General features: G+C 73.4%; 29 protein-coding genes. 8 read left to right on the top strand and 21 right to left on the bottom strand.

Annotated features, from left to right (window positions below; genetic code table 11):
* Positions 1-207: 207 nt before the first annotated feature.
* From ACF1G2_RS10540 to ACF1G2_RS10510, 7 genes are read left to right on the top strand one after another with little or no spacing between them, the layout of a single operon-like run.
* Positions 208-1,218 (top strand): ADP-ribosylglycohydrolase family protein, encoded by a 1,011-nt coding sequence (locus ACF1G2_RS10540; RefSeq protein ID WP_391797898.1) that lies wholly within the window; start codon positions 208-210, stop codon positions 1,216-1,218.
* On the top strand, positions 1,215-2,588 hold the full coding sequence (locus tag ACF1G2_RS10535; RefSeq protein WP_391797897.1) for an ADP-ribosylglycohydrolase family protein: 1,374 nt from the start codon (positions 1,215-1,217) through the stop codon (positions 2,586-2,588). Before ACF1G2_RS10540 ends, ACF1G2_RS10535 begins: the two co-directional genes overlap by 4 nt.
* Positions 2,569-3,723, top strand: a complete 1,155-nt coding sequence (locus tag ACF1G2_RS10530) for an ADP-ribosylglycohydrolase family protein (RefSeq protein WP_391797896.1) — start codon at positions 2,569-2,571, stop codon at positions 3,721-3,723. Before ACF1G2_RS10535 ends, ACF1G2_RS10530 begins: the two co-directional genes overlap by 20 nt.
* A complete protein-coding gene (locus ACF1G2_RS10525; RefSeq protein WP_391797895.1) occupies positions 3,720-5,231 on the top strand; it encodes an ADP-ribosylglycohydrolase family protein in 1,512 nt (503 codons plus the stop codon). Before ACF1G2_RS10530 ends, ACF1G2_RS10525 begins: the two co-directional genes overlap by 4 nt.
* Entirely contained in the window at positions 5,228-6,148 is a 921-nt protein-coding gene (gene rbsK / locus ACF1G2_RS10520) for a ribokinase (protein ID WP_391797894.1), read from the top strand. The genes ACF1G2_RS10525 and rbsK overlap by 4 nt, the downstream gene beginning before the upstream one ends.
* On the top strand, positions 6,145-7,353 hold the full coding sequence (locus ACF1G2_RS10515; RefSeq protein ID WP_391797893.1) for a CaiB/BaiF CoA transferase family protein: 1,209 nt from the start codon (positions 6,145-6,147) through the stop codon (positions 7,351-7,353). Before rbsK ends, ACF1G2_RS10515 begins: the two co-directional genes overlap by 4 nt.
* Positions 7,350-8,156: an aldolase/citrate lyase family protein gene (locus tag ACF1G2_RS10510; protein ID WP_352186399.1), complete on the top strand. Its 807-nt coding sequence runs from the start codon at positions 7,350-7,352 to the stop codon at positions 8,154-8,156. The genes ACF1G2_RS10515 and ACF1G2_RS10510 overlap by 4 nt, the downstream gene beginning before the upstream one ends.
* A gap of 83 nt (positions 8,157-8,239) precedes the next feature.
* On the opposite strand, the gene lgt is transcribed toward ACF1G2_RS10510, so the two are convergent.
* The 11 genes from lgt to hisI form a co-directional block, all read right to left on the bottom strand.
* The gene (lgt, locus tag ACF1G2_RS10505) at positions 8,240-9,217 is read right to left on the bottom strand and encodes a prolipoprotein diacylglyceryl transferase (protein WP_391797892.1); all 978 of its coding nucleotides are present in this window, start codon (positions 9,215-9,217) and stop codon (positions 8,240-8,242) included.
* Positions 9,218-9,305: 88 nt separating this feature from the next.
* Entirely contained in the window at positions 9,306-10,127 is an 822-nt protein-coding gene (locus ACF1G2_RS10500) for a thioredoxin domain-containing protein (protein ID WP_391797891.1), read from the bottom strand.
* Between the two features lie 64 nt (positions 10,128-10,191).
* Positions 10,192-11,007, bottom strand: a complete 816-nt coding sequence (trpA, locus tag ACF1G2_RS10495) for a tryptophan synthase subunit alpha (protein WP_391797890.1) — start codon at positions 11,005-11,007, stop codon at positions 10,192-10,194.
* Complete coding sequence (gene trpB, locus ACF1G2_RS10490; protein WP_383221290.1) at positions 11,004-12,299, bottom strand: tryptophan synthase subunit beta; 1,296 nt, start codon at positions 12,297-12,299, stop codon at positions 11,004-11,006. The genes trpA and trpB overlap by 4 nt, the downstream gene beginning before the upstream one ends.
* Before the next feature lie 293 nt (positions 12,300-12,592).
* On the bottom strand, positions 12,593-12,802 hold the full coding sequence (gene trpM, locus ACF1G2_RS10485; protein WP_391798132.1) for a tryptophan biosynthesis modulator TrpM: 210 nt from the start codon (positions 12,800-12,802) through the stop codon (positions 12,593-12,595).
* Positions 12,803-12,887: 85 nt separating this feature from the next.
* A complete protein-coding gene (gene trpC / locus ACF1G2_RS10480) occupies positions 12,888-13,697 on the bottom strand; it encodes an indole-3-glycerol phosphate synthase TrpC (protein ID WP_361432948.1) in 810 nt (269 codons plus the stop codon).
* A 142-nt stretch (positions 13,698-13,839) separates the two neighbouring features.
* Positions 13,840-14,538 carry a DUF2752 domain-containing protein gene (locus ACF1G2_RS10475; RefSeq protein ID WP_391797889.1) on the bottom strand — a complete coding sequence of 233 codons (699 nt, stop codon included), beginning with the start codon at positions 14,536-14,538 and terminating at the stop codon, positions 13,840-13,842.
* Between the two features lie 95 nt (positions 14,539-14,633).
* Positions 14,634-14,885, bottom strand: coding sequence for an HGxxPAAW family protein (locus ACF1G2_RS10470; protein WP_391797888.1), 252 nt, complete (start codon positions 14,883-14,885; stop codon positions 14,634-14,636).
* 144 nt (positions 14,886-15,029) lie between these two features.
* Complete coding sequence (locus ACF1G2_RS10465; protein WP_391797887.1) at positions 15,030-15,689, bottom strand: TIGR02234 family membrane protein; 660 nt, start codon at positions 15,687-15,689, stop codon at positions 15,030-15,032.
* Positions 15,690-15,703: 14 nt separating this feature from the next.
* On the bottom strand, positions 15,704-17,194 hold the full coding sequence (locus ACF1G2_RS10460) for an anthranilate synthase component I (RefSeq protein ID WP_391797886.1): 1,491 nt from the start codon (positions 17,192-17,194) through the stop codon (positions 15,704-15,706).
* A gap of 11 nt (positions 17,195-17,205) precedes the next feature.
* Positions 17,206-17,556 (bottom strand): phosphoribosyl-AMP cyclohydrolase, encoded by a 351-nt coding sequence (hisI, locus tag ACF1G2_RS10455; protein ID WP_352190540.1) that lies wholly within the window; start codon positions 17,554-17,556, stop codon positions 17,206-17,208.
* An 84-nt stretch (positions 17,557-17,640) separates the two neighbouring features.
* On the opposite strand from hisI, the gene ACF1G2_RS10450 reads away from it, so the two are divergent.
* Positions 17,641-18,276 (top strand): TIGR03085 family metal-binding protein, encoded by a 636-nt coding sequence (locus tag ACF1G2_RS10450; RefSeq protein ID WP_391797885.1) that lies wholly within the window; start codon positions 17,641-17,643, stop codon positions 18,274-18,276.
* Here the strand turns inward: ACF1G2_RS10450 and ACF1G2_RS10445 are convergent.
* The 10 genes from ACF1G2_RS10445 to hisD all read right to left on the bottom strand — a co-directional run bounded on the left by ACF1G2_RS10445 (position 18,273) and on the right by hisD (position 25,980).
* Positions 18,273-19,535 carry an MFS transporter gene (locus tag ACF1G2_RS10445; protein WP_391797884.1) on the bottom strand — a complete coding sequence of 421 codons (1,263 nt, stop codon included), beginning with the start codon at positions 19,533-19,535 and terminating at the stop codon, positions 18,273-18,275. The genes ACF1G2_RS10450 and ACF1G2_RS10445 overlap by 4 nt on opposite strands.
* Positions 19,532-20,119 (bottom strand): helix-turn-helix domain-containing protein, encoded by a 588-nt coding sequence (locus ACF1G2_RS10440; protein WP_391797883.1) that lies wholly within the window; start codon positions 20,117-20,119, stop codon positions 19,532-19,534. Before ACF1G2_RS10440 ends, ACF1G2_RS10445 begins: the two co-directional genes overlap by 4 nt.
* 112 nt (positions 20,120-20,231) lie before the next feature.
* Positions 20,232-20,987 carry an imidazole glycerol phosphate synthase subunit HisF gene (hisF, locus tag ACF1G2_RS10435; protein ID WP_391797882.1) on the bottom strand — a complete coding sequence of 252 codons (756 nt, stop codon included), beginning with the start codon at positions 20,985-20,987 and terminating at the stop codon, positions 20,232-20,234.
* Positions 20,984-21,382, bottom strand: a complete 399-nt coding sequence (locus tag ACF1G2_RS10430; RefSeq protein ID WP_391797881.1) for a RidA family protein — start codon at positions 21,380-21,382, stop codon at positions 20,984-20,986. The genes hisF and ACF1G2_RS10430 overlap by 4 nt, the downstream gene beginning before the upstream one ends.
* Positions 21,379-22,116 (bottom strand): bifunctional 1-(5-phosphoribosyl)-5-((5-phosphoribosylamino)methylideneamino)imidazole-4-carboxamide isomerase/phosphoribosylanthranilate isomerase PriA, encoded by a 738-nt coding sequence (priA, locus tag ACF1G2_RS10425; protein ID WP_383292810.1) that lies wholly within the window; start codon positions 22,114-22,116, stop codon positions 21,379-21,381. Before priA ends, ACF1G2_RS10430 begins: the two co-directional genes overlap by 4 nt.
* Before the next feature lie 2 nt (positions 22,117-22,118).
* Positions 22,119-22,769: an imidazole glycerol phosphate synthase subunit HisH gene (hisH, locus tag ACF1G2_RS10420; RefSeq protein ID WP_391797880.1), complete on the bottom strand. Its 651-nt coding sequence runs from the start codon at positions 22,767-22,769 to the stop codon at positions 22,119-22,121.
* Complete coding sequence (locus ACF1G2_RS10415) at positions 22,766-22,933, bottom strand: hypothetical protein (RefSeq protein WP_175439076.1); 168 nt, start codon at positions 22,931-22,933, stop codon at positions 22,766-22,768. The genes hisH and ACF1G2_RS10415 overlap by 4 nt, the downstream gene beginning before the upstream one ends.
* A 4-nt stretch (positions 22,934-22,937) precedes the next feature.
* Positions 22,938-23,531, bottom strand: a complete 594-nt coding sequence (gene hisB, locus ACF1G2_RS10410; RefSeq protein WP_158986436.1) for an imidazoleglycerol-phosphate dehydratase HisB — start codon at positions 23,529-23,531, stop codon at positions 22,938-22,940.
* Positions 23,528-24,658 (bottom strand): histidinol-phosphate transaminase, encoded by a 1,131-nt coding sequence (locus ACF1G2_RS10405; RefSeq protein WP_391797879.1) that lies wholly within the window; start codon positions 24,656-24,658, stop codon positions 23,528-23,530. The genes hisB and ACF1G2_RS10405 overlap by 4 nt, the downstream gene beginning before the upstream one ends.
* Entirely contained in the window at positions 24,655-25,980 is a 1,326-nt protein-coding gene (gene hisD, locus ACF1G2_RS10400) for a histidinol dehydrogenase (protein WP_391797878.1), read from the bottom strand. The genes ACF1G2_RS10405 and hisD overlap by 4 nt, the downstream gene beginning before the upstream one ends.
* Positions 25,981-26,002 lie beyond the last annotated feature (22 nt).

The raw sequence follows: 26,002 nt of genomic DNA, 5'->3' as shown, positions 1-26,002 counted from the left end.
TCTTCTCCGGCGGGCCGGGCTGCACCCGCCGCCCCCAACACCCTCGAAAATACGCCCGATGTAAGGGGCGCGCCAGCAAGGCAGGCCGTACTTACTAAGGCTGACCTTGCTCTTCTGGCGGGGTGTCAGCCGGGTGACAGAGACGTTTCTGCGACGTCATCGCCTCCCGATGTGGCACAGATTCAGGAACCGTGAAAGGGGTGCGAGATGGTGAGCGAGACGGCAACGACGGCATGCGATGCGCGCGGGCGCGCGCGGGGCGCCCTGCTCGGCCTCGCGGTCGGTGACGCGCTCGGCGCGCCGGCCGAGAACATGCGCCCGTCGGAGATCCGCCGCCGCTGGGGCCGGATCGAGGGCTTCGTGACGGACCGTCCGTCCGGCACGGACGACACCGAGTACGCGATCTTCTCGGGGCTGCTGCTCGCCCGGCACGGCTCGGCGCTGACCGTCCGGCACGTGGAACGGGCCTGGCACCACTGGATCGCGGACCTGGACGAGGGCCCGTTCCGCGGGGCGGGCTTCAGCGAGCGCGGCACCCTGGAGAACCTCCGGCGGGGCCTTGCCGCGCCCATCTCGGCCCAGCACCGGCACGCGTGGTCGGACGGTCTGGCGATGCGGGCCGCGCCGTTCGGGGTCTTCGCCGCGGGCCGTCCGGCGGAGGCGGCCCGGCTGGTCGCCATCGACGGCACGGTGAGCCACGACGGCGAGGGCATCTACGGCGGCCAGGCGGTCGCGGCGGGTGTCGCGGCGGCGATGGGCGGCGCGTCGGTGACCTCGGTCATCGCGGCGGCGCTCTCGGTGGTCCCGATGGACTCCTGGACGGCCCGCTCGATGCGCCGCGCGGTGGTGGCGGCCCAACGGGTGGACCCCGATCCGCTGGTCCGCGAACGGACGGTCCGCTCGGCGGTGGTCATCGGCGGCTACCCGTGGACGGACCTCGCCCCGGAGGCGGTGGGCCTCGCGTTCGGCGCCTTCGCGGCGGCCCGCGGCGACTTCCGTACGGCGGTGCTCATGGCGGTGAACATGGGCCGCGACGCCGACACGACGGCGGCCGTGGCGGGCGCGCTCGCGGGCGCCGCGTCGGGCGTATCGGCGATCCCGGAGGAATGGGCGACGGCGATCGCCCCGGTGACGGGCAGCTGCCTCCCGTCGATGCGGGGCTACCACGTGCTGGACATCGCGGACCTGCTGACGGCGGACGAGGAGGAGGCGGCATGACCACCACGGACCCCACCCACCGCACCTACGGCTCGGGCTCGACCCTCTCGCTCGGCCCCCACTCCGCCTCGCCGGCCGTGGGCGTTCGCTCCGCCGGGGCGGTGGGGGTCCCCTCGGACGAAGTCCGGGTGAGGCTGGGCTCGGGCCACGAGCGCGGCCCCCAGGACAAGGCCGGCGCCCACGGCAGCCCCGAGGGCGGGCCCGGTGCCGGTGCCCAGGACAGACGCCCCGGCCCCGCCAAGATCGCCGGCCTCCTCCTCGGCCTCGCCGCGGGCGACGCCGCCGGCTGGCCCGCCGCCCGCCACCGCGCCGCCCGCATGCCCGAGTGGACCCGCCGCCTCACCCGCGAACTCGACACCTTCGCCGAACAGAACGCCACCACCACCCTCCCCGTCCCCATCGCCCTCAACCAGCCCCCCGAACCCCTCCGTCTCGGCCCCTCCGACGACGCCGAATGGGCGGTCTTCACCGCCGAGGCCGTCCTCGCCGCGTCCGGCCCGCTCTTCGCCACCCTTCCGCCGGAGCGCCGTCTGCGCGCCGCCGTCGACCTCGCCTGGAACTCCCTCGCGAGCCAGGTCGCGGCCGCCGCCGACCGCGCCCCCGAGGTGGAGTCCGCCGTCCTGCCGCTGCGGGCCCGCATCTCCGTGCGCGCCGGGCTCGGCAACCTCGCCACCGGCCTGCGTCCCCCCGCCACCGGCCATGACAATCCGCACTACTTCGACGACGCCGCCTGCGTCCGCGCCGCCGTGCTCGCGATCGTCCACCCGGGAGACCCGGTCGCGGCCGCCGAACTCGCCGAGTTCGACGCCCGGTACACCCAGGACGGCGACGGCGTCCACGGCGCCCGCGCGATGGCCGCCGCCGTCGCCGCCGCCCTCGGCGGCGCCACCGTCGACGAGGCCGTGGCGGCGGCGCTCGCCCAACTCCCGCCCACCACCGAGATCGGCCGCAACGCCCAGCAGGCGGTGAAGATGGCGCAGGACGTCACGAGCGCCTTCGAGCTGGTCCCCCTCCTGGAGCACCAGATCGTCGACCACGTCTACAGCTACGGCATCGCCGCTGCCGAGACCGTCCCGGTCGCGCTGGCCCTCGCGCTCGCGGCGCGCGGCGAGGCGGCCGGGGCCGTACCCGCCGCCGCCTGTCTCTCGCGTGTCGCGGACTCCGCCCCCGCGCTCGCGGGCGCGCTCACCGGTGCGCTCGGCGGCACCGACGCCCTTCCCGTCACCTGGCGGGAGGCCTGCCGCAGGCTCGCAGGCTGCGCGCTCCCCCGCCTCGCGGGCACGGATCTCGTCGAACTCGCCGGGCTGCTCGGAGACACGGAACTGGCCACCCCGGGTGGACAATTCCGACATGACTCCCACACTGGATGACCGGATCACCGGAAGTCTCCTCGGGGCCGCCGTCGGCGACGCCCTCGGCGGCCCCGTGGAGGGCTACACCCCCGAGCAGATCGTCGAGCGCCACGGCGGCCGGGTCACCGGCGTCGTCGGTCCCTGGAACGGGGACGCCTGGCGCACGGCCCGTCCCATCGCGCCGTACCACAAGGGCGACGGACACGTCACCGACGACACCTTGATGACCCACGCCCTGATCAGGGTGTACGAGAAGGTGCGTGACCATCTCGACGCGTACGCGGTGGCGGACCACCTCGTTCCCGAACTCATCGGCAACCCGGTCTGGATCCCCGAACTCGAAGCGGAGGCGCTCCCCCTCCAGCGGATCTTCCTGGCGGAGAAGTGGCTGGTGGCCCGGCTCCACTACGGCCATGTCGATCCGCGCGAGGCGGGCAGCGGAAACATCGTCAACTGCGGTGCGGCGATGTACATGGCGCCTGTGGGTCTGATCAACGCGGCACACCCGGAGGCGGCGTACGCGGAGGCGCTGGACATCGCGGCGCCGCACCAGTCCTCGTACGGCCGGGAGGCGGCGGGGGTGTTCGCGGCGGCGGTGGCGGCGGCGTGCGCACCGGGCGCGACCCCCGGGTCGGTCGTGACCGCCGCCGGCGCCCTGGCCAAGGACGGCACCCGCGCGGCGATCGAGTCGGTCGCCGAAGTCGCCGCCCGGCACACGGACTTCGAGTCCGCCCTCGTGCCTCTGCGCCAGGCCGTGGCGCCGTTCGACACGGTCGGCCCCGACTACCGCGCGCCGTCGCTCGGGGCGCGCCGCCCGTCGCGGCTGCACGCGATCGAGGAGCTCCCGATCGCTCTGGGGATGTTGCTCGTCGGCGGCGGAGACTACCGTCGTACGGTCCTGGGCGCGGTCAACTACGGGCGGGACTGCGACTCGATCGCGACGATGGCGGGCGCGATCGCCGGCGCCCTGGCCGGCGAGTCCGCGGTACCGGCCGCCTGGGCGAAGCAGGTCGCCGAGGCGAGCCGGCTGGACCTGCACGCCCCGGCGCGGGCGCTGACGGCCGTCGCGCACGAGGTCTTCGCCCGCGACACGGCCCGCCGCCGGGCCCACGAGTCCGCGTACGCGACCCTCACGAGCGCGGCCGTCCGATGACCCTGCGCGTCACCTGGGTCCAGCCGGAGGACCTCGTCGGCCACGAGCTCCGCCAGGCCGCGGAGGACGGCCGCGACGCGACGGCCATCGCCGCCCGCTGGCATCGGGCGGGCGGCCACCCCGCCCCCCTGACGGCCGGCGCCTCCCCGACCCCGCGCCCGGACCTCCGTGCGCTGGCCGAGACCCTTCTCTCCGAACTCGCCGCCCTGCCTTCACCCGACCCCGACGAGCCGGGGGCCTTCGCCCCCGGCGCCCCGCCGGACGGCCGGCTCCGACCCACCCACGGCGCCCCGCGCGACGACCGGCTCCGACCCACCCACGGCAGCCCGCCTCCGCGCACCGGGGACAACCGGGCGATCTCCGCGCGCGAGGCCCCGCGATCCCGGGGAGACGGGTCCGGAGCCGACGGACCGGCCGGGGACCCGGGAAGGCCCGGGGTGGCGGGAGGCCGCCGCCCGGTCGACCGGCTGCACGCCGCCTGGCTCGGCCGCGCCGCCGGCTGTCTCCTCGGCAAGCCCGTCGAGAAGCTCCCCCTCCCCGCCATCCGCGCCCTTGCCCGCGCCGCCGGAAACTGGCCCCTCACCACCTGGTTCACCGCGACCGGCGTCCCCGCGGAACTGCTCGCCGCCCACCCGTGGAACCGCCGCTCCGCGGCCACCTCGCTCGCCGAGAACATCGACGGCATGCCCGAGGACGACGACCTCAACTACCCCCTCCTCAACCTGCTGCTCCTCCGGCGGTACGGCCGCGGCTTCTCCACCGCCGACGTCGCCCGACTCTGGCTCGACGAACTCCCCGCCGGCCGTACCTTCACCGCCGAGCGCGTCGCCTACCGCAACCTCCTCGACGGCATCGAACCCCCGCTGACCGCCGTCCACCGCAACCCCTTCCGCGAGTGGATCGGCGCCCAGATCCGCGCCGACGTCCACGGCTGGACGAACCCCGGGGACCCCGGGGCCGCCGCCGAGCAGGCGCACCGGGACGCGGCGCTCACCCACACCGCGAACGGCGTCCACGGCGCCCGGTTCGTCGCCGCGACGATCGCCGCCGCCGCGGGCGGCACCGCCGACGTCCACCAGGCCCTGGCCGCGGGTCTCGCCGTGATCCCGCCCCGCTCGCGGCTCGCTTGCGCCGTCCGCCTCGGCATCGAGGCGGCCCGCGCGACCCCCGACTTCGACGCCGTCGTGGACCGGCTCCACGCCGCCCTCGGCGGGTATCACTGGGTCCATGCCGTCCCGAACTCCGCCCTCCTCGCCGCCGCCCTCACCCATGGCGACGGCGACTTCTCGCGCACCATCTGCGCGGCGGTCTCCGGCGGCTGGGACACCGACTCCAACGGCGCCACCGCCGGTTCCGTCGCCGGTCTCCTCGCCGGCCACCCCGACCGGCTGCCCGAGCGCTGGACCGCCCCGCTCAAGAACCGGCTCTCCACCTCGATCCCGACCTTCGACGGGACCGGCTTCGACACCCTGGCCGAACTGACGTATCTGGAGGCAGTACGCCCATGACCAGCATCGTGGTGCTCGGCAGCACCAACATGGACCTCGTCGCCTTCGTCCCCCGGGCCCCCGCGCTCGGAGAGACCGTCACCGGAAGGGAGTTCCGGACGATTCCCGGAGGCAAGGGGGCCAACCAGGCGGTCGCCGCGGCCAGGGCCGGCGCCGACGTGTCGATGATCGGCGCGGTCGGCACCGACGACTTCGGCGGACGGCTCCGGGCGGCGCTCGAGGCCTCCGGGGTCGACACCGACCTGCTGCGCACCGTCGAGGGCCCCTCCGGTACCGCGCACATCGTCGTCGACGACGAGGGCGGCAACGCGATCGTGGTCGTCCCCGGCGCCAACGGCACCGTCGCCTCCCTCGACCACGGCGACGAGGCCCTGATCACCAACGCCGGAACCCTGCTCCTCCAGCTCGAACTCCCCCTCCCCGTGGTCGTCGAAGGCGCCGTCACCGCCCGTCGCCTCGGCGTCCGCACCGTCCTCACCCCCGCCCCTGCGCAGCCACTGCCTCCCGAACTCCTCGCCGCCACCGACCTCCTGGTCCCCAACGAGCACGAGGCCGCCGCGCTCACCGGCGTCGCCGACCCGCGCTCCGCCGCCGTCGCCCTGCTCGCCCAGGTCCCCGAGGTGGTCATCACGCTCGGCGCGGCCGGCTCCCTCTACGCGTCCCGCGGCACCGAGCCGTTCGCGGTCCCCGCGCCCCGCGTCCGTGCCGTGGACACCACCGCCGCGGGCGACACCTTCGTGGGCGCGCTCGCCGTCGCCCTCGGCGAGGGGCGGCCCGTCCGCGAGGCCATGGCCTGGGCCTCGACCGCGGCGGCGCTCTCCGTCCAGCACGAAGGCGCCTCGTCCTCGATGCCGTACCGCCCCGAGATCGACGCGGCCCACGACTCTCTCGACGGCCAGGAGGTCGACGCCGTATGACCGCCCGTACCCCCGACACCGCGCCTCCCCTCGACGGACTGCGCGTCCTGGATCTCGCCACCCTCTTCGCCGGCCCGCTCGCGGCGATGATGCTCGGCGACTTCGGGGCCGACGTGATCAAGGTCGAGCACCCCCGCAAGCCCGATCCGTCCCGCGGTCACGGACCCGCCAAGGACGGGGTCGGTCTCTGGTGGAAGGTCCTCGGCCGCAACAAGCGGACCATCACCCTCGATCTCTCCTCCCCCGGCGGCCGGGACACCCTGCTGCGGCTGGCCGCCGACGCGGACGTGATCGTGGAGAACTTCCGCCCCGGCACCCTGGAGCGCTGGGGTCTGGGCTGGGAGAAGCTGTCCGCCGCCAACCCCGGGCTCGTCCTCGCCCGGGTCACCGGCTTCGGCCAGTCCGGCCCGTACTCCCACCGTCCCGGCTTCGGCACCCTGGCCGAGGCGATGAGCGGCTTCGCCGCCATCACCGGCGAACCCGACGGTCCGCCCACCCTGCCCCCCTTCGGCCTCGCCGACTCGATCGCCGCCCTGGCCACCGCGTACGCCGTAATGACCGCGCTCACCGCCAGGACGGCCACGGGCCGCGGCCAGATCGTCGACATGGCCATCATCGAACCGATGCTCGCCGTCATCGGCCCCCACCCCCTCTGGTACGACCAGCTCGGTTATGTCCAGCCCCGCACCGGAAACCGCTCCCGCAACAACGCCCCCCGCAACACGTACCGCACGTCCGACGAATCCTGGGTCGCCGTCTCCACCTCCGCCCAGTCGATCGCCGAGCGCGTGCTCCGGCTGGTCGGCCGACCCGAGCTGATCGACGAGCCCTGGTTCGCCGACGGAGCCGGCCGGGCCGCCCACGCGGACGAGCTCGACGAGGCGGTCGGCACCTGGATCGCCCGCCACACCCGCGAAGAGGCGATGGCCGCCTTCGAGAAGGCGGAGGCGGCGATCGCGCCCGTCTACGACGTCCGGGACGTGATGGAGGATCCGCAGTTCCGCGCCCTGGACACGGTCACGGAGGTCCCCGACCCCGAGCTGGGGCCGATCCGTATGCAGAACGTCCTCTTCCGGCTCTCCGAGACCCCCGGCGGGATCCGCTGGGCCGGACGCCCGCACGGCGCGGACACGGCCGAGGTCCTCGCCGAGCTCGGTCTCACTCCGGCCGAGATCCGCGCCCTACGCGGTGAAGGAGCCGTATGAGTGGAACGCACTTCCCCCTCACCTGGCTGTACGCCCCCGGGGACCGCCCCGCCGTCGTCCAGAAGGCCCTGGTCTCCGGCGCGGACGTGGTGATCGTCGATCTGGAGGACGCGGTGGCCCCGGACCGCAAGGCGTACGCGCTCGCCGCCACGGCCGATCTGCTCGCCGATCCCCACCCCGTACCGATCCATGTCCGCATCCACTCCCCCCGTGACATCCCGTCCCTGGCCCCCCTCCCCGGCCTCCGTGGTCTCCGTGTCCCCAAGGTGACACACGCCACCGACATCCACCGGATCGCCGAGGTCACCTCCGGCCTCCCGCTCTACGCGCTCCTGGAGAACGCGCTCGCCGTCGAACGGGCGTACACGATCGCCACCGCCCATCCCTCCGTCCACGGCATCGCCCTCGGCGAGGCGGACCTCCGCGCCGATCTGGGGGTACGCGACGACTGCGGGCTCGACTGGTCGCGCGGCCGTCTCGTGGTCGCCGCCCGCGCGGCGGCCCTCCCTCCGCCGATCCAGTCGGTCCACCCCGACATCCGCGACCTGGACTCGCTGGCGGCCGGCTGCGCGCGCGGCCGGGCCATGGGCTTCCTCGGCCGGGCGGCGATCCACCCCCGCCAGCTCCCGGTCATCGAGCAGGCCTACCTCCCCACACCCGACGAGGTCGCCGCGGCCGAGGAGGTCGTGAAGGCCTCCCAGACGGAGGAGGGCGCACTGGCCCTCCCGGACGGCCGTTTCGTCGACGCGGCGGTCGTCGAGGGCGCCCGCCGCGTGCTGACCCTGTCGGCGCGAAGCGCCTGACCACGGTCCGGGCTTCCGCCCGAACGCCACAGGGCCGCCGGAACCCATCGGTCCCGGCGGCCCTGTGGCGCGATTCTGCCCGGTCAGCCCTTGGCGGCGGACTCCGTGCCGTTCGCGGGCGCGTCGTCCGGCTCGTCGGTCACGGCCTCGCGCCGGGCGGTCCCGCCCTCGGTCTCACCGTCGCCCTCGCCCTCCAGCGGGGAGGTCTCGGTCGCGGCCGCTCCCTTGCCGTCACCGGCCGGCTTGTCCTTCTCGGGCTCCACGATCTCCTCCCGGCCCGGGCGGAGCCGCGACGAGATCACGATGTACGCCACGGCAAGGACGAAGACGACGATCGCGGTCCAGACGTTCAGCCGGAGGCCGAGGATGTGGTGCGCCTCGTCGACCCGCATGTACTCGATCCAGCCCCGGCCCGCGCAGTACGCGGCGACGTACAGCGCGAACGCCCGGCCGTGGCCCATCCGGAACCGGCGGTCGGCCCAGATGACCAGGAGCGCGACACCGATGCACCAGAGCGACTCGTACAGGAAGGTCGGGTGGTAGATCCCCGCCTCGCGGTTCGTGCCGGCGGAGATCTCCAGGCCCCAGGGGAGCGTGGTCTCCTTGCCGTACAGCTCCTGGTTGAACCAGTTCCCCCAGCGGCCGATGGCCTGGGCGAGGGCGATGCCGGGAGCGATCGCGTCCGCGTACGCGGGCAGCGGGATGCCGCGCCGGCGGGCGCCGATCCAGGCGCCCACCGCGCCGAGCGCGATGGCGCCCCAGATACCGAGGCCGCCCTCCCAGATCTTGAAGGCGTCGACCCAGTTCTCGCCCTCGCTGAAGTAGAGCTGGTAGTCGGTGATGACGTGGTAGAGCCGGCCGCCGACGAGGCCGAAGGGCACGGCCCAGACGGCGATGTCGGCCACGGTGCCGGCTTTGCCGCCCCGGGCGATCCAGCGCTTGTTGCCGATCCAGACGGCGACGAAGACACCGATGATGATGCAGAAGGCGTAGGCGCGCAGCGGGACCGGTCCGAGGTGGAGGACACCGGTCGACGGGCTGGGAATGTAGGCAAGGTCCATGGCAGAACCGACGCTACCTTGCCGGGCGGGCGTGGCGGCAGCCCACCCGGCAACGTCTGCGTAACTAAGGGGATCATCCCGGTGGACGTCAGCCCGCCGAGGGCGAGGCCGTGCCGGGCTTCTTGCCCTGGTTGGCCTCGGCGACCCACTTCTTCAGGTTCTCCGGGGAGATCTGCTCGCTCCCCTTCGACGGGAAGATCGATTCTCCGTTGAGCAGCACCGACGGCGTGCCCTGGAAGTCGCCCTTCTGGAAGGCCTCGTTCGACTTCCCGACCCAGCTGTCGTGCGTACCGTCCTCGACGCAGCTGCGGAAGGCCGGCGTGTCGAGCCCCGGCACCTTCGCCGCGAGCTCGATCAGCTTGGCGTTGTCGCCGAAGGCGTCGTCCGTCTCCTGCGGCTGGTTGATGTACAGCGTGTCGTGGTACGCGGTGAACTTCCCGGCGTCCTGGGCGCAGGCCGCCGCGTTCGCCGCCCGGAGCGAGCCCTGGCCGCCCATGTTCCGGTCGATGAGGGTCGCGAGGTGGTAGTCGGTCTTGAGCGCGCCCGAGGCCTCCAGCTCGTGGATCGTGTCCCGGAACGCGTTCTCGAAGGAGGCGCAGGCCGGGCAGCGGAAGTCCTCCCAGATCGCGAGCGTGGACGGGGCGTCCTCCGCCCCCGTGGGGATCGCGGGCTTGTCCCCCTCGATCGAACCGGTCGGGGCGACGACCGGCCCCGCCTTGTCCGAGCCGCCGTCGTCGCCCCCGGTGTTGGCGGCGATCACCCCGGCGACCGCCGCCAGGCCGAGGACGCCGACGACCGCGGCCGACACGATCAGGACGCGCCGCTGCTTCTCCCGTGCCTTCTCGCGCTCACGCTGCTGCTGGAGGCGCTCCCGCGCGCTCCGATTACCGTCACTGTTCTTCTGGCTCACGCCCTCAGCAACGAACCGGGGAGGCGCGTCCGCGCCTCCCCGGTCACAGATCCACCCGTACGGGTTACGAAACGCGACGGACGCCCTCGGCGAGTTCGGCCGCCAGTTCCCTTACGGCGGTGAGCCCGGCGGCCTCGCCGTCGGCGTCGAGCATCCGCTTGACGAAGGCGGAGCCGACGATGACACCGTCGGCGAAGCCCGCGACCTCCTTGGCCTGCTCGGCGTTGGAGACGCCGAGACCGACGCAGACGGGCAGGTCGGCGGTGGCGCGGGTGCGGCGGACGAGGTCGGCCGCCTCGGCGCCGACGGACTCCCGGGTGCCGGTGACGCCCATGAGCGAGGCGGCGTAGACGAAGCCGGAGCCGGCGGCGGTGATGGTGGCGAGCCGGGCGTCCTGGCTGCTCGGGGCGACCACGAAGACGGTCGCGAGCCCGTGCTTCTCGGCGTGCTCACGCCACTGGGCGGACTCCTGGACCGGCAGGTCGGGCAGGATGCAGCCCGCGCCGCCGGCCGCGGCCAGCTCCTCGGTGAAGCGCTCGACGCCGTAGCGGTCGATCGGGTTCCAGTACGTCATGACCAGGACGGGCTTCCCGGTGGCCTCGAAGGCCTCGCGGACCGTGCGCATCACGTCGGCGATCCTGACACCGCCGCGCAGGGCGATGTCGTCGGCGGTCTGGATGACGGGGCCGTCCAGGACCGGGTCGCTGTGCGGGAGGCCGACCTCGACGATGTCGGCGCCGCCGTCGAAGACGGCCTTGATCGCCTCGATGCCGCCGTCCACGGTGGGGAATCCGGCCGGGAGGTAGGCGATGAGAGCGGCGCGGTTCTCGGCCTTCGCCTTGGCCAGGGTGTCGCTGAGGAGCTGGATGTTGCCGCTCACTTGGTGTCCCTCCGGATCTCGCCCGCGCCGTCCTCGGCGGCGGCGTCGGCCTCGACGGGGGCCGCGTCGGTGTCGTACAGCCCGAAGTAGCGGGCGGCGGTGTCCATGTCCTTGTCGCCACGTCCGGAGAGGTTGACGACGAGCAGGCCCTCGGGGCCCAGCTCCCTGCCGACCTCGAGGGCTCCGGCGAGCGCGTGCGCGGACTCGATGGCCGGGATGATGCCCTCGGTACGGGAGAGCAGCCGCAGGGCCTGCATGGCCGCGTCGTCGGTGACGGCGCGGTACTCGCCGCGGCCGCTGTCCTTGAGGTAGGAGTGCTCCGGGCCGATGCCCGGGTAGTCCAGACCGGCGGAGATGGAGTACGGCTCGGTGATCTGGCCCTCGTCGTCCTGGAGGACGTACGACCGCGAGCCGTGCAGGATGCCGGGCTCACCGGCGGTGAGCGTGGCGGCGTGCTCGCCGGTCTCGACGCCGTGACCGGCCGGCTCGCAGCCGATGAGGCGCACGTCGGCGTCGGGGATGAAGGCGTGGAAGAGGCCGATCGCGTTCGATCCGCCGCCGACGCAGGCGATGGCCGCGTCCGGGAGGCGGCCCGCGCGCTCCAGGATCTGCCGGCGGGCCTCGACGCCGATGACGCGGTGGAAGTCGCGGACCATGGCGGGGAACGGGTGCGGCCCGGCGACGGTGCCGAAGAGGTAGTGCGTGCGGTCGACGTTGGCGACCCAGTCGCGGAACGCCTCGTTGATGGCGTCCTTGAGGGTGCGGCTGCCGGACTTCACCGGCACGACCTCGGCGCCGAGCATGCGCATCCGGGCGACGTTCAGCGCCTGGCGCTGGGTGTCGATCTCGCCCATGTAGATGGTGCACTCGAGCCCGAAGAGGGCGCAGGCGGTGGCGGTGGCGACACCGTGCTGACCGGCGCCGGTCTCGGCGATGACGCGGGTCTTGCCCATGCGCTTGGTGAGCAGGGCCTGGCCGAGGACGTTGTTGATCTTGTGCGAGCCGGTGTGGTTGAGGTCCTCGCGCTTGAGGAACACCCGGGCACCACCGGCGTGCTCGGCGAACCGGGGCACCTCGGTGAGGGCGCTCGGACGGCCGGTGTAGTCGACCATCAGGTCGTTGAGCTCACGGGCGAACTCGGGGTCGGCCTTGGCCTTGTCGTACTCGACGGCGACCTCGTCCACGGCGGCGACGAGCGCCTCCGGGATGAACTTGCCGCCGAAGGCACCGAAGTAACCCTCGGCGTTCGGAACCTGACCCTCCGGGTCCGGAATGAAGAACTCGCTGGACATGCGGCTGCTCCTCGCGGGGCGGATGCCCCGGTGACGTGCTCGACGGTGGTCACGTACTGCGCGCGACCCCCGCACCCTGCGTGTGGGCAATCGTCCCGCCGGGGCGGGACGGGTGGGCACACGGGACGGCACCCCTGCGGGTGCGCCCGCTCCAGGTGCCCGGCGCCCACGAGGGCGGAACGGTCACGGGGCGGGGCAGGCACGGGGCGGACGCGCCCGCCAGGGCGCCGTTCCGTTGTGCCCACCCGTTCCGCCGTGCGGAACGAATGCCCACAACGTGAGCGGGCCCGGAGTCAGGCCGTCGTGAAGGTGCGCGCGGGGTGCGGGCGCCATCGCATGCCGTTGACCTGCCCCGGCTCGTCACCGATCACATACCGCACCCGGCGGCCGTGGACACGGCGGGCGGGTGCGCGGCAGCCGCGCGGCCGGCAGCCCCGGGCCAGCGGGGCGTGGGCGGGCGCGGCGGCGGTACGAAGGCGGGTGCGCAGCGCACGGCTGGGCATCGAGATCACCGCGCGCGCGCCGGACCCACCCGGGGCGGCGAGGCCCTGGGTGGTGGGCGTGGCGCGGTGCGGGGTCATGGCGGGGTCAGCCCCGCCCGTGGCGCAGGGCGGGGTGGGCGCCGGCGGCGACGAGGTCGGCGACGGCGGCCTTCGGGTCGCGGCCGGTCACGAGGGACTCGCCGACCAGGACCGCGTCGGCGCCGGCGTTGGCGTACGCGATGAGGTCGTGCGGCCCGCGGACGCCGGACTCGGCGACCTTGACGATGCCGGCCGGGATCTCGGGGGCGACGCGCTCGAAGGTGGAGCGGTCGACCTTGAGGGTCTTGAGGTTCCGCGCGTTGACGCCGATGATCCGGGCGCCGGCGTCGACGGCACGCTCGACCTCGTCCTCGTCGTGGACCTCGACCAGCGGCGTCAGGCCGATGGACTCGGCGCGCTCGATCAGGGAGACCAGGGCCTCCTGCTCGAGGGCGGCGACGATCAGGAGGGCGAGGTCGGCGCCGTAGGCACGGGCCTCCCACAGCTGGTACGCCGTGACGATGAAGTCCTTGCGCAGGACCGGGATGTCGACCCGGGCACGCACGGCCTCCAGGTCGGCGAGCGAGCCGCCGAAGCGGCGCTCCTCGGTCAGCACGGAGATGACGGCGGCGCCGCCCGCCTCGTAGTCCGCGGCCAGACCGGCCGGGTCGGCGATCGCGGCGAGCGCGCCCTTGGACGGGCTGGAGCGCTTGACCTCGCAGATCACGGTGACGCCCTCGCCGCGCAGTGCGGCGACGCCGTCCTTGGCCTGCGGCGCCTTGGCGGCGCGCTCCTTGAGCTCGTCGAGGGAGACCCGCGCCTGCCGCTCTGCGAGGTCGGCGCGCACGCCTTCGATGATCTCGTCGAGCACACTCACGCGAGAGGCCCCCTTCCGGGACGGTGATGGTGGCGGTGGTGCAGATGAACCAGGTTCAGCCATGTCGATGGTATCCGCACCGAGGGTCCGGACTCGCATCCGGCAGAGATGCGTCCCACCCACTGGGACTTCCGGTGCGGGATCAGGGGGCGAGCGCGGAGCCGAACGGAAGGTTCCGCACAAGGGTGAAGAGGGCGAGGAGGGCGCCGATCGCCCACCCCCAGGCGGGGGTGACGCCGATCCTCATGGGCACGCCGCGTACGGCGCGAATCAGCCACAGGGCCATGACGACGGCGAAGAGGCCGTAGCCGACGACGGCGAGGGCGTTGGCGCCGAACGCGGCGGCGAGGTCGCCGTGGACGAAGGCGTGGGCGCTGCGCAGGCCGCCGCAGCCGGGGCAGTACAGCCCGGTGAAGCGGAGCAGCGGGCAGACGGGATAGTGCCCGGGCTCGTTGGGATCGACGGCCCCGACGTACGCGAAGGCGACGGCGGCCCCGCCGAGCACCCCGACCGGCACCGGCAGACGCCGCGCCACGGCCCGCCCGGCCCGGCAGCCGGGCCCTTCGGGCTGCCCGGGAACGTGCCCCGGGGCCCCGGCCGCGTCGAGCACGCCGTGGAACGGCGGGCTCCCTGGACCCCGGAAGTCCCCGGCCGGACCCGCCGCGGCCGCCCCGTGGACGGGCTCGGCCGGGTTCGCGCGCGGCGGGGACGGGGGCCCGGGCTCGTCCGGAGATCCGGCGGCAGGAGCCGGCACGGCTCTGCCGGAGCCGGCTGCCGCAGGGGGCGCCGCCGAAGCGGCCGCGGGATCTGCGTGCGAGAAGGGCTCGGGGTTGGCGTCCACGCGGTGATTCTCGCGCCTCACGCGCGAAGGCGCAGCCCGGCCCCGCCGGACTGCGCCTTCGCGCGTGTCGCTGGTCGCGTCGCGTACGTCGTCCCTCAGACGGCGCGCGCCTTCGCCGTCGCCGTCTCGCGGGCCGCGGCGACCGCCGCCGACTCCTTCGGCATGCCCAGGCCCGCCACCTTCATCGCCAGGCCGATCACGCCGCCCAGCAGGACGACGGCCATGCCGGCCCAGAAGCCGGCCACGTTGGCGGCCACCATGAAGACTCCGGCGACGCAGAAGCCGATGAAGGAGATGATGACACCGGTCCAGGCGGCCGGGGTGTGTCCGTGGGCGCTGCCCGCCATGAGTTGCTCCTCGTTGCTGTTGCTCGGTGGCTCGATGGTGAGGTCTCGCGTGCGCGGACACTCGTGGTTCATTGTCCCGCACACAGGGGCGCGAGGATGAATCGGGGTGGTGCGACGATCACGCGTCGCGTCCGGCCTCCGCGATCATCCCTCGCGCGTCGGGTCCTCGCCGCGGTCCAGGGCCTTCCACAGGTCCTCGGGCCGGTCCGGCGACACGGCCGGGGCCCGGCGCGCCGCACGGGGCGTGCCGGTCCGCTCGTACCGTCCGCCCATCGTCGGCCAGCGCGTGCCGAACCGCAGCGCGAGCAGCCCCGCGACGAGGATCAGCAGCGCGCCGCCGGCCGTGACGTACGGCCACGCGGTGTGCGTGAGGCCCGCGACCGTCGCCGCGGTGTCGCCGGAGATCCGGGCCGCCTCGGCGTCCAGCGCGGCGCCGTCGGACGCGCCGAGGAACGCGGCGGCCGCCGCTCCCGCGCCGCTGAGCGCGAGGAGGCCGGAGACCAGGGTGCGGCCGGCGCGGCGGACGGCGAAGACGGCGACGAGCGCGGCGAGGCCGACGATCGCGAGCGCCGTCGGTACGCCGGTGACGGCGCCGCCGTCGGCCTCGACGGGCACCGTGCCGCCGCCGACCGACGCCGTGCCCTCGGCCCAGATCTGGCCCGCGGACAGCAGTACGACGGTGGCACCGAGGGCGCCGAGCAGGAGAGCCGCGGCCAGGCTGCGGCGGCCGCCGGACGCGGCGGCGGCGCCGTCCGCGCGAGCGGCTCGGGGCTGGGGTACGGGAACAGCACTCACGTACCCCACTATCCCTTACGCCGTCACGCGCCGTTCATCCGGTTGGCGGTGTGCACGGCACGGAGCACGGCGGCGGCCTTGTTGCGGCACTCGTTGTCCTCCGCGACCGGGTCGGAATCGGCGACGACACCCGCTCCCGCCTGCACGTACGCGGTGCCGTCACGCAGCAGGGCCGTACGGATGGCGATCGCGGTGTCGGAGTCGCCGGCGAAGTCGAGGTAGCCGACGCAGCCGCCGTACAGTCCGCGCCGGGAGGGTTCGAGCTCCTCGATGATCTGCATGGCGCGCGGCTTCGGCGCGCCGGACAGCGTGCCGGCGGGGAAGCAGGCGGTGAGGACGTCGAAGGCGGTCCGCCCCTCGGCGACCCGTCCGGTCACGGTCGAGACGATGTGCATGACGTGCGAGTACCGCTCGATCGACATGAAGTCGACGACCTCCACCGAACCCGGCTCGCAGACCCGGCCAAGGTCGTTGCGGCCGAGGTCGACGAGCATCAGGTGCTCGGCCCTCTCCTTGGGGTCGGCGAGCAGTTCCTCGGCGAGGTCGTGGTCCTCCTGCGGGGTCGCGCCGCGGTGCCGGGTGCCGGCGATGGGGTGCACCATCGCCTGCCCGTCCTCGACCTTGACCAGCGCCTCGGGGCTGGATCCGACGACGTCGAAGCCGTTCTCGAAGCGGAAGAGGTACATGTACGGGGACGGGTTGGTGGCCCGCAGGACCCGGTAGACGTCGAGCGCCGAGGCGTGGCAGGGGGTCTCGAAGCGCTGCGAGGGGACCACCTGGAAGGCCTCGCCGGCCCGGATCCGCTCCTTGATGTCCTCGACGGCGTCCTGGTAGGCCTGGCCGCCCCAGAGGGCGGAGAACTCCGGCAGCTCGGACGGCGGGAGCGCGGCGGGCACGGAGGCGACGGGGCGGGCCAGGTCGGCCTGCATGGCGTCGAGCCGGGCGACGGCGCCGGCGTACGCCTCGTCGACCCCGGTCTCCAGGTCGTTGTGGTTGATCGCGTTGGCGATCAGCAGGACCGTGCCGTCCCAGTGGTCCAGGACGGCGAGGTCGCTGGTGAGCAGCATGGTCAGCTCGGGGAGTTCCAGGTCGTCCCGGGTGGAGTCGCCGATGCGCTCCAGGCGGCGGACGACGTCGTAGCCGAGGTAGCCGACCATGCCGCCGGTGAAGGGCGGCATGCCGGAGGCGAGGTCGCGCGGAGTGTGGAGGGCCTCGACGGTGGCGCGGAGCGCGGCGAGCGGGTCGCCGTCCGTGGGTACGCCGACGGGCGGGGTGCCCAGCCAGTGCGCGCGGCCGTCGCGGACGGTGAGGGCGGCGTCGCTGCGGACCCCGATGAAGGAGTAGCGCGACCAGGAGCGGCCGTTCTCGGCGGATTCGAGGAGGAACGTGCCGGGGCGCTCGGCGGCGAGCTTCCGGTAGAGCGCGACCGGGGTGTCCCCGTCCGCGAGGAGGCGGCGGCTGACGGGGATGACACGGCGGTCTGCCGCCAGCTTGCGGAAGGTCTCGAGATCCATGGCGCCAGACCCTACTTGCCCAGGGGCAGGACGTCGGCGTCGAAACAGGTCCGCGCGCCGGTGTGGCAGGCGGCGCCGATCTGGTCGACCTTGACGAGCACGGTGTCGGCGTCGCAGTCGAGCGCGACGGACTTGACGTGCTGGACGTGGCCGGAGGTGTCGCCCTTGACCCAGTACTCCTGGCGGCTGCGCGACCAGTAGGTGCAGCGGCCGGTGGTGAGGGTGCGGTGGAGGGCCTCGTCGTCCATCCAGCCGAGCATCAGCACCTCGCCGGTGTCGTACTGCTGGGCGATGGCCGGGACGAGGCCGTCCGGGCTGCGCTTGAGGCGGGCGGCGATGGCCGGGTCGAGATTGCTGCTCATGGGGCCATTGTGCCGTGACCGGCGGGTGCGTCCGGATGACCGTCCACTGGGCGGACCGCGGGCGGCGGCCGTACGCTGGCGAGCATGTCGACCCATGCGAAGCGTGAACGCCTTCTGCTCGCCGACCTGTTGGAGGCGGCCGGGCCCGATGCCCCGACACTCTGCGAGGGCTGGCTGACCCGTGACCTCGCGGCCCATGTGGTGGTGCGCGAACGCCGTCCGGACGCGGCCGCCGGAACGGTCGTACCGGTGTTGAAGGCGCGGCTCGACCGGGTGCAGGCGGAGTTCGCGGAGAAGCCCTACGAGGAGCTGATCCGGCTCATCCGCACGGGGCCGCCGCGGATGTCCCCGTTCACGATCAAGCAGGTGGACGAGGGGGCGAACATCGTCGAGTTCTATGTCCACGCGGAGGACGTGCGGCGCGCCCAGCCGGAGTGGTCGGCGCGCGAGCTGGACCCGGTCTTCTCGGACGCCCTCTGGTCCCGTCTGGAGAAGGGCGCGAAGCTGCTGGGCCGCAGGGCCCCGGTGGGCCTGGTGCTGCGCCGCCCGAACGGCCAGACGGCGGTGGCCCACCGCGGCACCCCGGTGGTGACGGTCTCCGGGGAGCCGGGCGAGCTGACGATGTTCGTCTTCGGCCGCCAGGACCAGGCGAAGGTGGAGCTGGACGGGGACCAGGACGCGATCGACCGCCTGCACGAGACGAAGCAGCTGGGCATCTAGCCCCCGGACGGTCGGGCGGCGTCCCGTCGGGGCAGTTCCGCGCGGCGCAGGGCCCGTACGGAGAGTCCGTACACGCCGCCGAGCGCGCAGACCGCGGCGCTGGCGGTGTACACCGGGGCGAGTCCCCACAGGCCGATCGCCGCCCCGGTGAGGGGGAAGCTCAGCGGGGCGACGCCGAGGCTGAAGAAGCTGGAGACGGCTGTCACCCTCCCGAGGTACGCCGGGTCGCACTCCGTCTGGGTGAGCGCGCCGCAGAGCGCGCCGCTGAGTCCCGCGAGCAGGCCGACGGAGACGGACACGGCGACGGCGACGGGCAGCTGCGGTACGTGGGCGAGGGCGCCGATCGAGCCCGCACCGAGGGTGATCGTCCAGGCCATGACGGCCCCGGCGCGGGGTATCCGGCCCCGCACGGTCAGCAGCAGCGAGGCGGCGGCCGCTCCGGCGCCGAATCCGGCGAGGACCCAGCCGATGCCCGCGGCGCCCCAGCCGCGCCGGTCGGCGAGGAGTGCGAGCCCGACGTTGAGGGGGCCGACGAAGCCGAGGTCGCTGAGCGCGACGACGATCATCAGCGGGCCGAGGACGCGGTGCCGGCGGATGTAGCGCAGTCCGTCGGCGAGGTCGCGCAGTGCGGTGCCGTCGCGGACGGGCTCGTCGCCGGGCAGCGGGGCGATCCGGAGCCTCAGGAGCAGGGGCAGGGAGAAGGCGAAGAGGAGCCCTGCGGCTCCGAACGCGGCCGCCGGTCCGCCGAGGGCGACGGCAAGGCCGCCGAACGGGGCGCCGAGGACGAGCCCGGCGCGATAGGCGAGCCCGCGCATCCCCTGGACGCGGGCGAGCTCCTCGCGGGGGGCGATCCGGGGCGGCAGCGCGCCGACGGCCGGCAGGAAGACGGCGTCGACGGCGCCGAAGACGAGGGCGACGGCGGCCAGCGCCCAGAGGGCCGGGCTCGTGAGGAGCACGAGGGCGGCCACACCGAGGACGACCAGGCAGCGGACGGTGTCGGAGAGGACCACGACCCGGCGCGGCCCGAAGCGGTCGGCGATCACTCCCCCGCCGAGCATGAGCAGGGCTCGCGGCACGGCGCTGACGGCCATGACGAGCCCGGCCTCGGCGGGGGTGCCGCCGCGTACGGCGGACCAGGAGAGGGCGAGGTGGTAGACGCTGTCGCCGAGGGTGGAGGCGCTGTAGGCGCCGAGCCAGCGCAGGACGTTCGGGTCGCGGTGGGCGGGCCGGGCGGCTCGGACGGCGGTGAGCGCCGTCATGAGCGGTAGGGGAAGCCGTGGAGGTGGATGGCGACGTTCTCGCGGCCGTCGGTGTCACCGGCCCGCTCGGCGGCGCGGGCGGCCTGGTCGTACTTCTTGAGCAGCTCGTCGAGCTCCCCGCCGAGCGCGGCGAGTTCGGACGCGGTCAGGCGGGGCAGCCACTCGGAGCTGATGGAGGCGGAGCGCCACTCGTCGGACCAGGTGAGCCGCTCGTCGAGGAAGCGGCGGTGGAGTTCGGACCGCTGCTCGTTGATCGTGCGTCCGAGGGCGTCGCCGGCGGCGACCAGCTCGGGTGTGCTCCGGACGTCCTCGTCCCGGATGGAGACGCCGTACGAGCTGGGCTGCCACCAGCGCTCGCGGCCGTCGGCGGAGTGTCCCGGCGCCTCCTCGATGAGGTCGTGCTCGGCCAGTTTGCGCAGGTGATAGCTGACGAGGGAGACCGCCTCGTCGACCTGGTCGGCGAGCTGGGACGCGGTGGCGGTGCGGGCGACGAAGAGGGCGCGGTAGAGGCGCATCCGCAGCGGGTGCGAGAGGGCCTTGAGGGTGCCGAGATCGGTGATCCGGCGGTTCTCCTGCGAGGTCATGCCCACGACCGTAGATGCGAAAGAAACCTTGCACAACTGAAATTGCACAAATAATCCTGCACATCTTTCGGAAAGAAAGGCCCCCGACCGGGGGCCTTCCTGGAAGCGCTGCTCAGCGGACCGCGTGGCCCGCGTCCCGCAGTGCGCCCTTGACCTCGGAGATCCGCAGGTCGCCGAAGTGGAACACCGAGGCGGCCAGCACCGCGTCCGCGCCCGCCTCGATGGCCGGCGGGAAGTCGGACAGCCGGCCGGCGCCGCCGGAAGCGATCACCGGCACGGTCACGTGCCTGCGCACGGCCGCGATCATCTCGGTGTCGTAGCCGTCCTTCGTTCCGTCCGCGTCCATCGAGTTGAGCAGGATCTCGCCCGCGCCCAGCTCGGCGGCCCGGTGCGCCCACTCGACGGCGTCGATGCCGGTGCCCTTGCGACCGCCGTGCGTCGTCACCTCGAACGCCCCGGAGGCCGTACGCCGGGCGTCCACGGAGAGGACGAGCACCTGGCGGCCGAAGCGCTCCGCGATCTCGCGGATCAGCTCGGGCCGGGCGATGGCGGCCGTGTTCACGCCCACCTTGTCGGCACCGGCGCGCAGCAGCTTGTCGACGTCCTCCGCCGCACGCACCCCGCCGCCCACGGTCAGCGGGATGAAGACCTGCTCGGCGGTGCGGCGCACCACGTCGTAGGTCGTCTCCCGGTTGCCGGAGGAGGCGGTGATGTCGAGGAAGGTCAGCTCGTCGGCGCCCTCGGCGTCGTACAGCTTCGCCATCTCGACGGGGTCGCCCGCGTCACGCAGGTTCTGGAAGTTGACGCCCTTCACGACGCGGCCGTTGTCCACGTCCAGGCAGGGGATCACCCGTACGGCGAGGCTCATTCCGCACCACTCCGGTAGGCCTCGACCTCGACCTCGACGACCAGGCTCGGGTCGACGAAGCCGGAGACGATGATCATCGAAGCGGCCGGGCGGACGGCGTCGAACAGCTCCTTGTGGGCGCGGCCGACCTCCTCCACGTCCCGCGCGTGCGTGATGTACATCCGGGTCCGGACGACGTCCTCCGGGCCCAGACCGAGCTTCTTGAGGGCGTCGAAGGCCACGTTGAACGAGTTGACGGCCTGCTCGTACGGGCCTCCGCCGGCGATCTGGCCGCCGACCACCGACGTACAGCCGGCGACGAGGACCAGGCCGTTCGGCAGCTCCACCGCGCGGGAGTAGCCGAACTGCTCCTCCCAGGGGGCGCCGGTGACGACCTTCTTCACGCCGTCGCTCATACGGAAGCCACCGCCTCCAGCGCCTCCTCCAGGGTGAACGCCTCGGCGTACAGCGCCTTGCCGACGATCGCGCCCTCGACCCCCAGCGGGACGAGCCCGGACAGGGCGCGCAGGTCGTCCAGGGAGGACACGCCCCCGGAGGCGACGACGGGCTTGTCGGTGGCGGCGCAGACGTTCTTCAGCAGCTCCAGGTTGGGGCCCTGGAGCGTGCCGTCCTTGGCGATGTCGGTGACGACGTAGCGGGAGCAGCCCTCGGAGTCGAGGCGGGCGAGCGTCTCGTAGAGGTCGCCGCCGTCGCGGGTCCAGCCGCGGCCGCGCAGGGTCGTGCCGCGCACGTCGAGGCCGACGGCGATCTTGTCGCCGTGCTCGGCGATGACCTTGGCGACCCACTCGGGGGTCTCCAGCGCGGCGGTGCCCAGGTTGACGCGGGTGCAGCCGGTGGCGAGGGCGGCGGCGAGCGAGGCGTCGTCGCGGATGCCGCCGGAGAGCTCGACCTTGATGTCCATCGCCTTGGCGACCTCGGCGATCAGCTCACGGTTGTCGCCGGTGCCGAAGGCGGCGTCCAGGTCGACCAGGTGCAGCCACTCGGCGCCGGAGCGCTGCCAGGCGAGAGCGGCCTCCAGCGGGGAGCCGTAGGAGGTCTCCGTACCGGACTCCCCGTGCACCAGGCGGACGGCCTGGCCGTCGCGGACGTCGACGGCGGGGAGGAGTTCGAGCACGCTGTCAGAAGACACAGTCACAGGGTTCCGATCCAGTTGGTGAGCAGCTGCGCTCCGGCGTCGCCGGACTTCTCGGGGTGGAACTGGGTCGCCCACAGGGCGCCGTTCTCGACGGCCGCGACGAACGGCTCGCCGTGGGTGGCCCAGGTGACCTTGGGGGCACGCATGTTCGGGTTGCCGACCTCCAGGGTCCACTCCCGCACTCCGTAGGAGTGCACGAAGTAGAACCGGGCGTCGGCGTCGAGGCCCGCGAACAGCTCGCTGTCCTCGGGCGCCTCGACGGTGTTCCAGCCCATGTGGGGCACGACCGGGGCCTTCAGCGGCTCGACCGTACCGGGCCACTCGTCGAGGCCCTCGGTCTCCACGCCGTGCTCGATGCCCCGGGCGAAGAGGATCTGCATGCCGACGCAGATCCCCATGACGGGGCGGCCGCCGGAGAGGCGGCGGTCGACGACCCACTCGCCGCGGGCCTCCTTGAGGCCCTTCATGCAGGCGGAGAAGGCGCCGACGCCGGGGACGAGGAGTCCGTCGGCGTTCATGGCCCTGTCGTAGTCGCGGGTGATCTCGACCTCGGCGCCGACATGGGCGAGGGCCCGCTCGGCGGAGCGGACGTTGCCGAAGCCGTAGTCGAAGACGACGACCTTCTTGGAAGTACGCGCAGTGCTCATTCCCAGATCCCCTGAATCCGGAGGACGCCCGCGACCAGGCACATCGCGGAGGCGACGGCGAGGAGGACGATCACGCCCTTGGGCAGCTCCTGCTTGGAGAAGGAGTACACACCGCCGGCGAGGAAGAGACCGACGACGATGAGGATGGTGGAGAGGCCGGTCATGGAGTTAGAGCGCGCCCTTCGTGGAAGGCAGGATGCCGGCCGCGCGCGGGTCGCGCTCGGAGGCGTAGCGCAGGGCCCGGGCCAGCGCCTTGAACTGGCACTCCACGATGTGGTGGGCGTTGCGCCCGTACGGCACGTGGATGTGGAGCGCGATCTGCGCCTGCGCCACGAAGGACTCGAAGATGTGACGGGTCATGGTCGTGTCGTAGGAGCCGATCATCGGCGCCATGTTCTCGGGCTCGGTGTGCACCAGGTACGGGCGGCCGGAGAGGTCGACGGTCACCTGGGCGAGCGACTCGTCCAGCGGGACGGTGCAGTTGCCGAAGCGGTAGATGCCGACCTTGTCGCCGAGCGCCTGCTTGAAGGCGGCGCCGAGGGCGAGGGCGGTGTCCTCGATGGTGTGGTGCGAGTCGATGTGCAGGTCGCCGTCGGTCTTGACGGTGAGGTCGAAGAGCCCGTGGCGGCCGAGCTGGTCGAGCATGTGGTCGTAGAACCCGACGCCGGTGGCGACATCGACCTTGCCGGTGCCGTCGAGGTCGATCTCGACGACGACGGAGGTCTCCTTGGTGGTGCGCTCGACTCTGCCAACGCGGCTCATGAGCTCTGCTCCTTCTTCAGTGCGCGAACCGCATCGAGGAACGCGTCATTCTCTTCGGGGGTGCCGGCGGTGACCCGCAGCCAGCCCGGTACGCCGTTGTCCCGGACCAGGACACCCCGGTCGAGGATCTTCGCCCAGGCCTCGTGGGAGCCCTCGACTCCGTCGAAGTGGCCGAACTGGACGAAGTTGGCGTCGGACTCGGTGACCTCGTAGCCGATCGCCCGCAGCTCGGTGACGAGGCGGTCCCGCTCGGTCTTGAGCTGCTCGACGTACCCGAGGAGCGTATCGGTGTGCTCCAGGGCGGCGAGGGCGGTGGCCTGGGTGACGGCGGAGAGGTGGTACGGCAGCCGTACGAGCTGCACGGCGTCGACCACGGCCGGGTGCGCGGCGAGGTAGCCCAGGCGCAGACCGGCCGCGCCGAAGGCCTTGGACATGGTGCGGGAGACGACCAGGTTCGGCCGGCCCTCGATCAGCGGCAGGAGTGAGTCCCGGTGGCTGAACTCGACGTACGCCTCGTCGACGACGACGAGCGAGGGCTTGGCCGCCTGGGCGGCCTCGTAGAGGGCGAGGACCGTCTCGGCCTCCACCGCCGTGCCGGTGGGGTTGTTGGGCGAGGTGACGAAGACGACGTCGGGCCGGTTCTCGGCGATCGCCTTCCCGGCCGCCTCGACGTCGATGGTGAAGTCGTCGTTGCGCGGCCCCGAGATCCAGCCGGTGCCGGTGCCGCGCGCGATCAGCGCGTGCATCGAGTACGAGGGCTCGAAGCCGATGGCGGTGCGGCCGGGGCCGCCGAAGGTCTGCAGCAGCTGCTGGAGGACCTCGTTGGAACCGTTGGCGGCCCAGACGTTCCCGACGGCGACGGGGTGTTTTCCGGTACGGGTGAGGTAGCGGGCGAGCTCGGTGCGCAGCTCGATCGCGTCCCGGTCGGGGTAGCGGTTGAGGCCGCGGGCGGCTTCGGCGACCCGCTCCGCGATCCGGGCCACGAGGGGCTCGGGCAGCGGGTACGGGTTCTCGTTGGTGTTCAGCTGCACGGGGACGTCGAGCTGGGGCGCGCCGTAGGGGGACTTGCCCTTCAGCTCGTCGCGGATCGGAAGGTCGTCGATCCGGATGGTGTCGTTCGAGGTCACTTGCTTTCTGGCACCTTCCAACCGAACCGGGCCTTGAGCGCGGCACCGTGCGCGGGCAGGTCCTCGGCCTCGGCGAGGGTGACCACGTGGTGGGTGACCTCGGCGAGGGCGTCCCGGGTGTAGTCCACGATGTGGACGCCGCGCAGGAAGGACTGCACGGACAGGCCCGAGGAGTGGCAGGCGCACCCGCCGGTGGGCAGTACGTGGTTGGATCCGGCGCAGTAGTCGCCGAGGGAGACGGGGGCCCAGGGGCCGACGAAGATCGCGCCCGCGTTGCGGACGCGCTCGGCGCGCGCGGCGGCGTCGGCGGTCTGGATCTCCAGGTGCTCGGCGCCGTACGCGTCGACGACCTTGAGGCCGTCCTCCAGGTCCCTGACGAGGACGATCGCGGACTGCTTGCCGGCGAGGGCGGGGACGACCCGGTCGTCGATGTGCTTGGTGGCCGCGACCTGGGTCTTCAGCTCGGCCTCGGTGGCCTCGGCCAGCTCCTCGGAGTCGGTGACGAGGACGGCGGCGGCCATCGGGTCGTGCTCGGCCTGGCTGATGAGGTCGGCGGCGACGTGCACCGGGTCGGCCGTGGAGTCCGCGAGGATCGCGATCTCGGTCGGCCCGGCCTCGGCGTCGATGCCGATCCGGCCGGTGAAGTACCGCTTGGCGGCGGCGACCCAGATGTTGCCGGGGCCGGTGACCATGTTGGCGGGGGCGCAGGACTCGGTGCCGTACGCGAACATCGCGACGGCCTGGGCGCCTCCGGCCGCGTACACCTCGTCGACGCCGAGCAGTGCGCAGGCGGCGAGGATCGTGGGGTGCGGCAGCCCGCCGAACTCCTTCTGCGGCGGGGACGCGAGCGCGACGGACTCCACGCCCGCTTCCTGCGCCGGGACGACGTTCATGATCACGGAGGAGGGGTACACGGAGCGGCCGCCGGGCGCGTAGAGGCCGACGCGCTGGACGGGGATCCACTTCTCGGTGACCGTGCCGCCGGGCACGACCTGGGTGGTGTGCGTCGTACGGCGCTGGGCGCGGTGGACGATCCTGGTCCGCCGGATGGACTCCTCCAGGGCCGCGCGGACGGCCGGGTCGAGCTGCTCCAGGGCCGCGCCGAGCGCCTCGGCCGGCACGCGGACGTGCTCCAGCCTCACGCCGTCGAACTTCTCCGCGTACTCGACCAGTGCCGCGTCGCCCCGATGATGGACGTCCTCGCAGATGGGCCGCACCTTCTCCAGGGCGGCTTCCACGTCGAACTCGGCACGGGGCAGCAGGTCGCGCAGTGCGCCACCCTCGGGGAGGGCGTCGCCGCGCAGGTCGATACGAGAGATCACGGGTCAATTCTCGCAGACGCCC

Origin of the sequence: Streptomyces sp. NPDC013457 (assembly GCF_043089925.1) — a bacterium.
Classification (GTDB): domain Bacteria; phylum Actinomycetota; class Actinomycetes; order Streptomycetales; family Streptomycetaceae; genus Streptomyces.
This window is presented reverse-complemented; position numbering and strand designations above follow the sequence as displayed.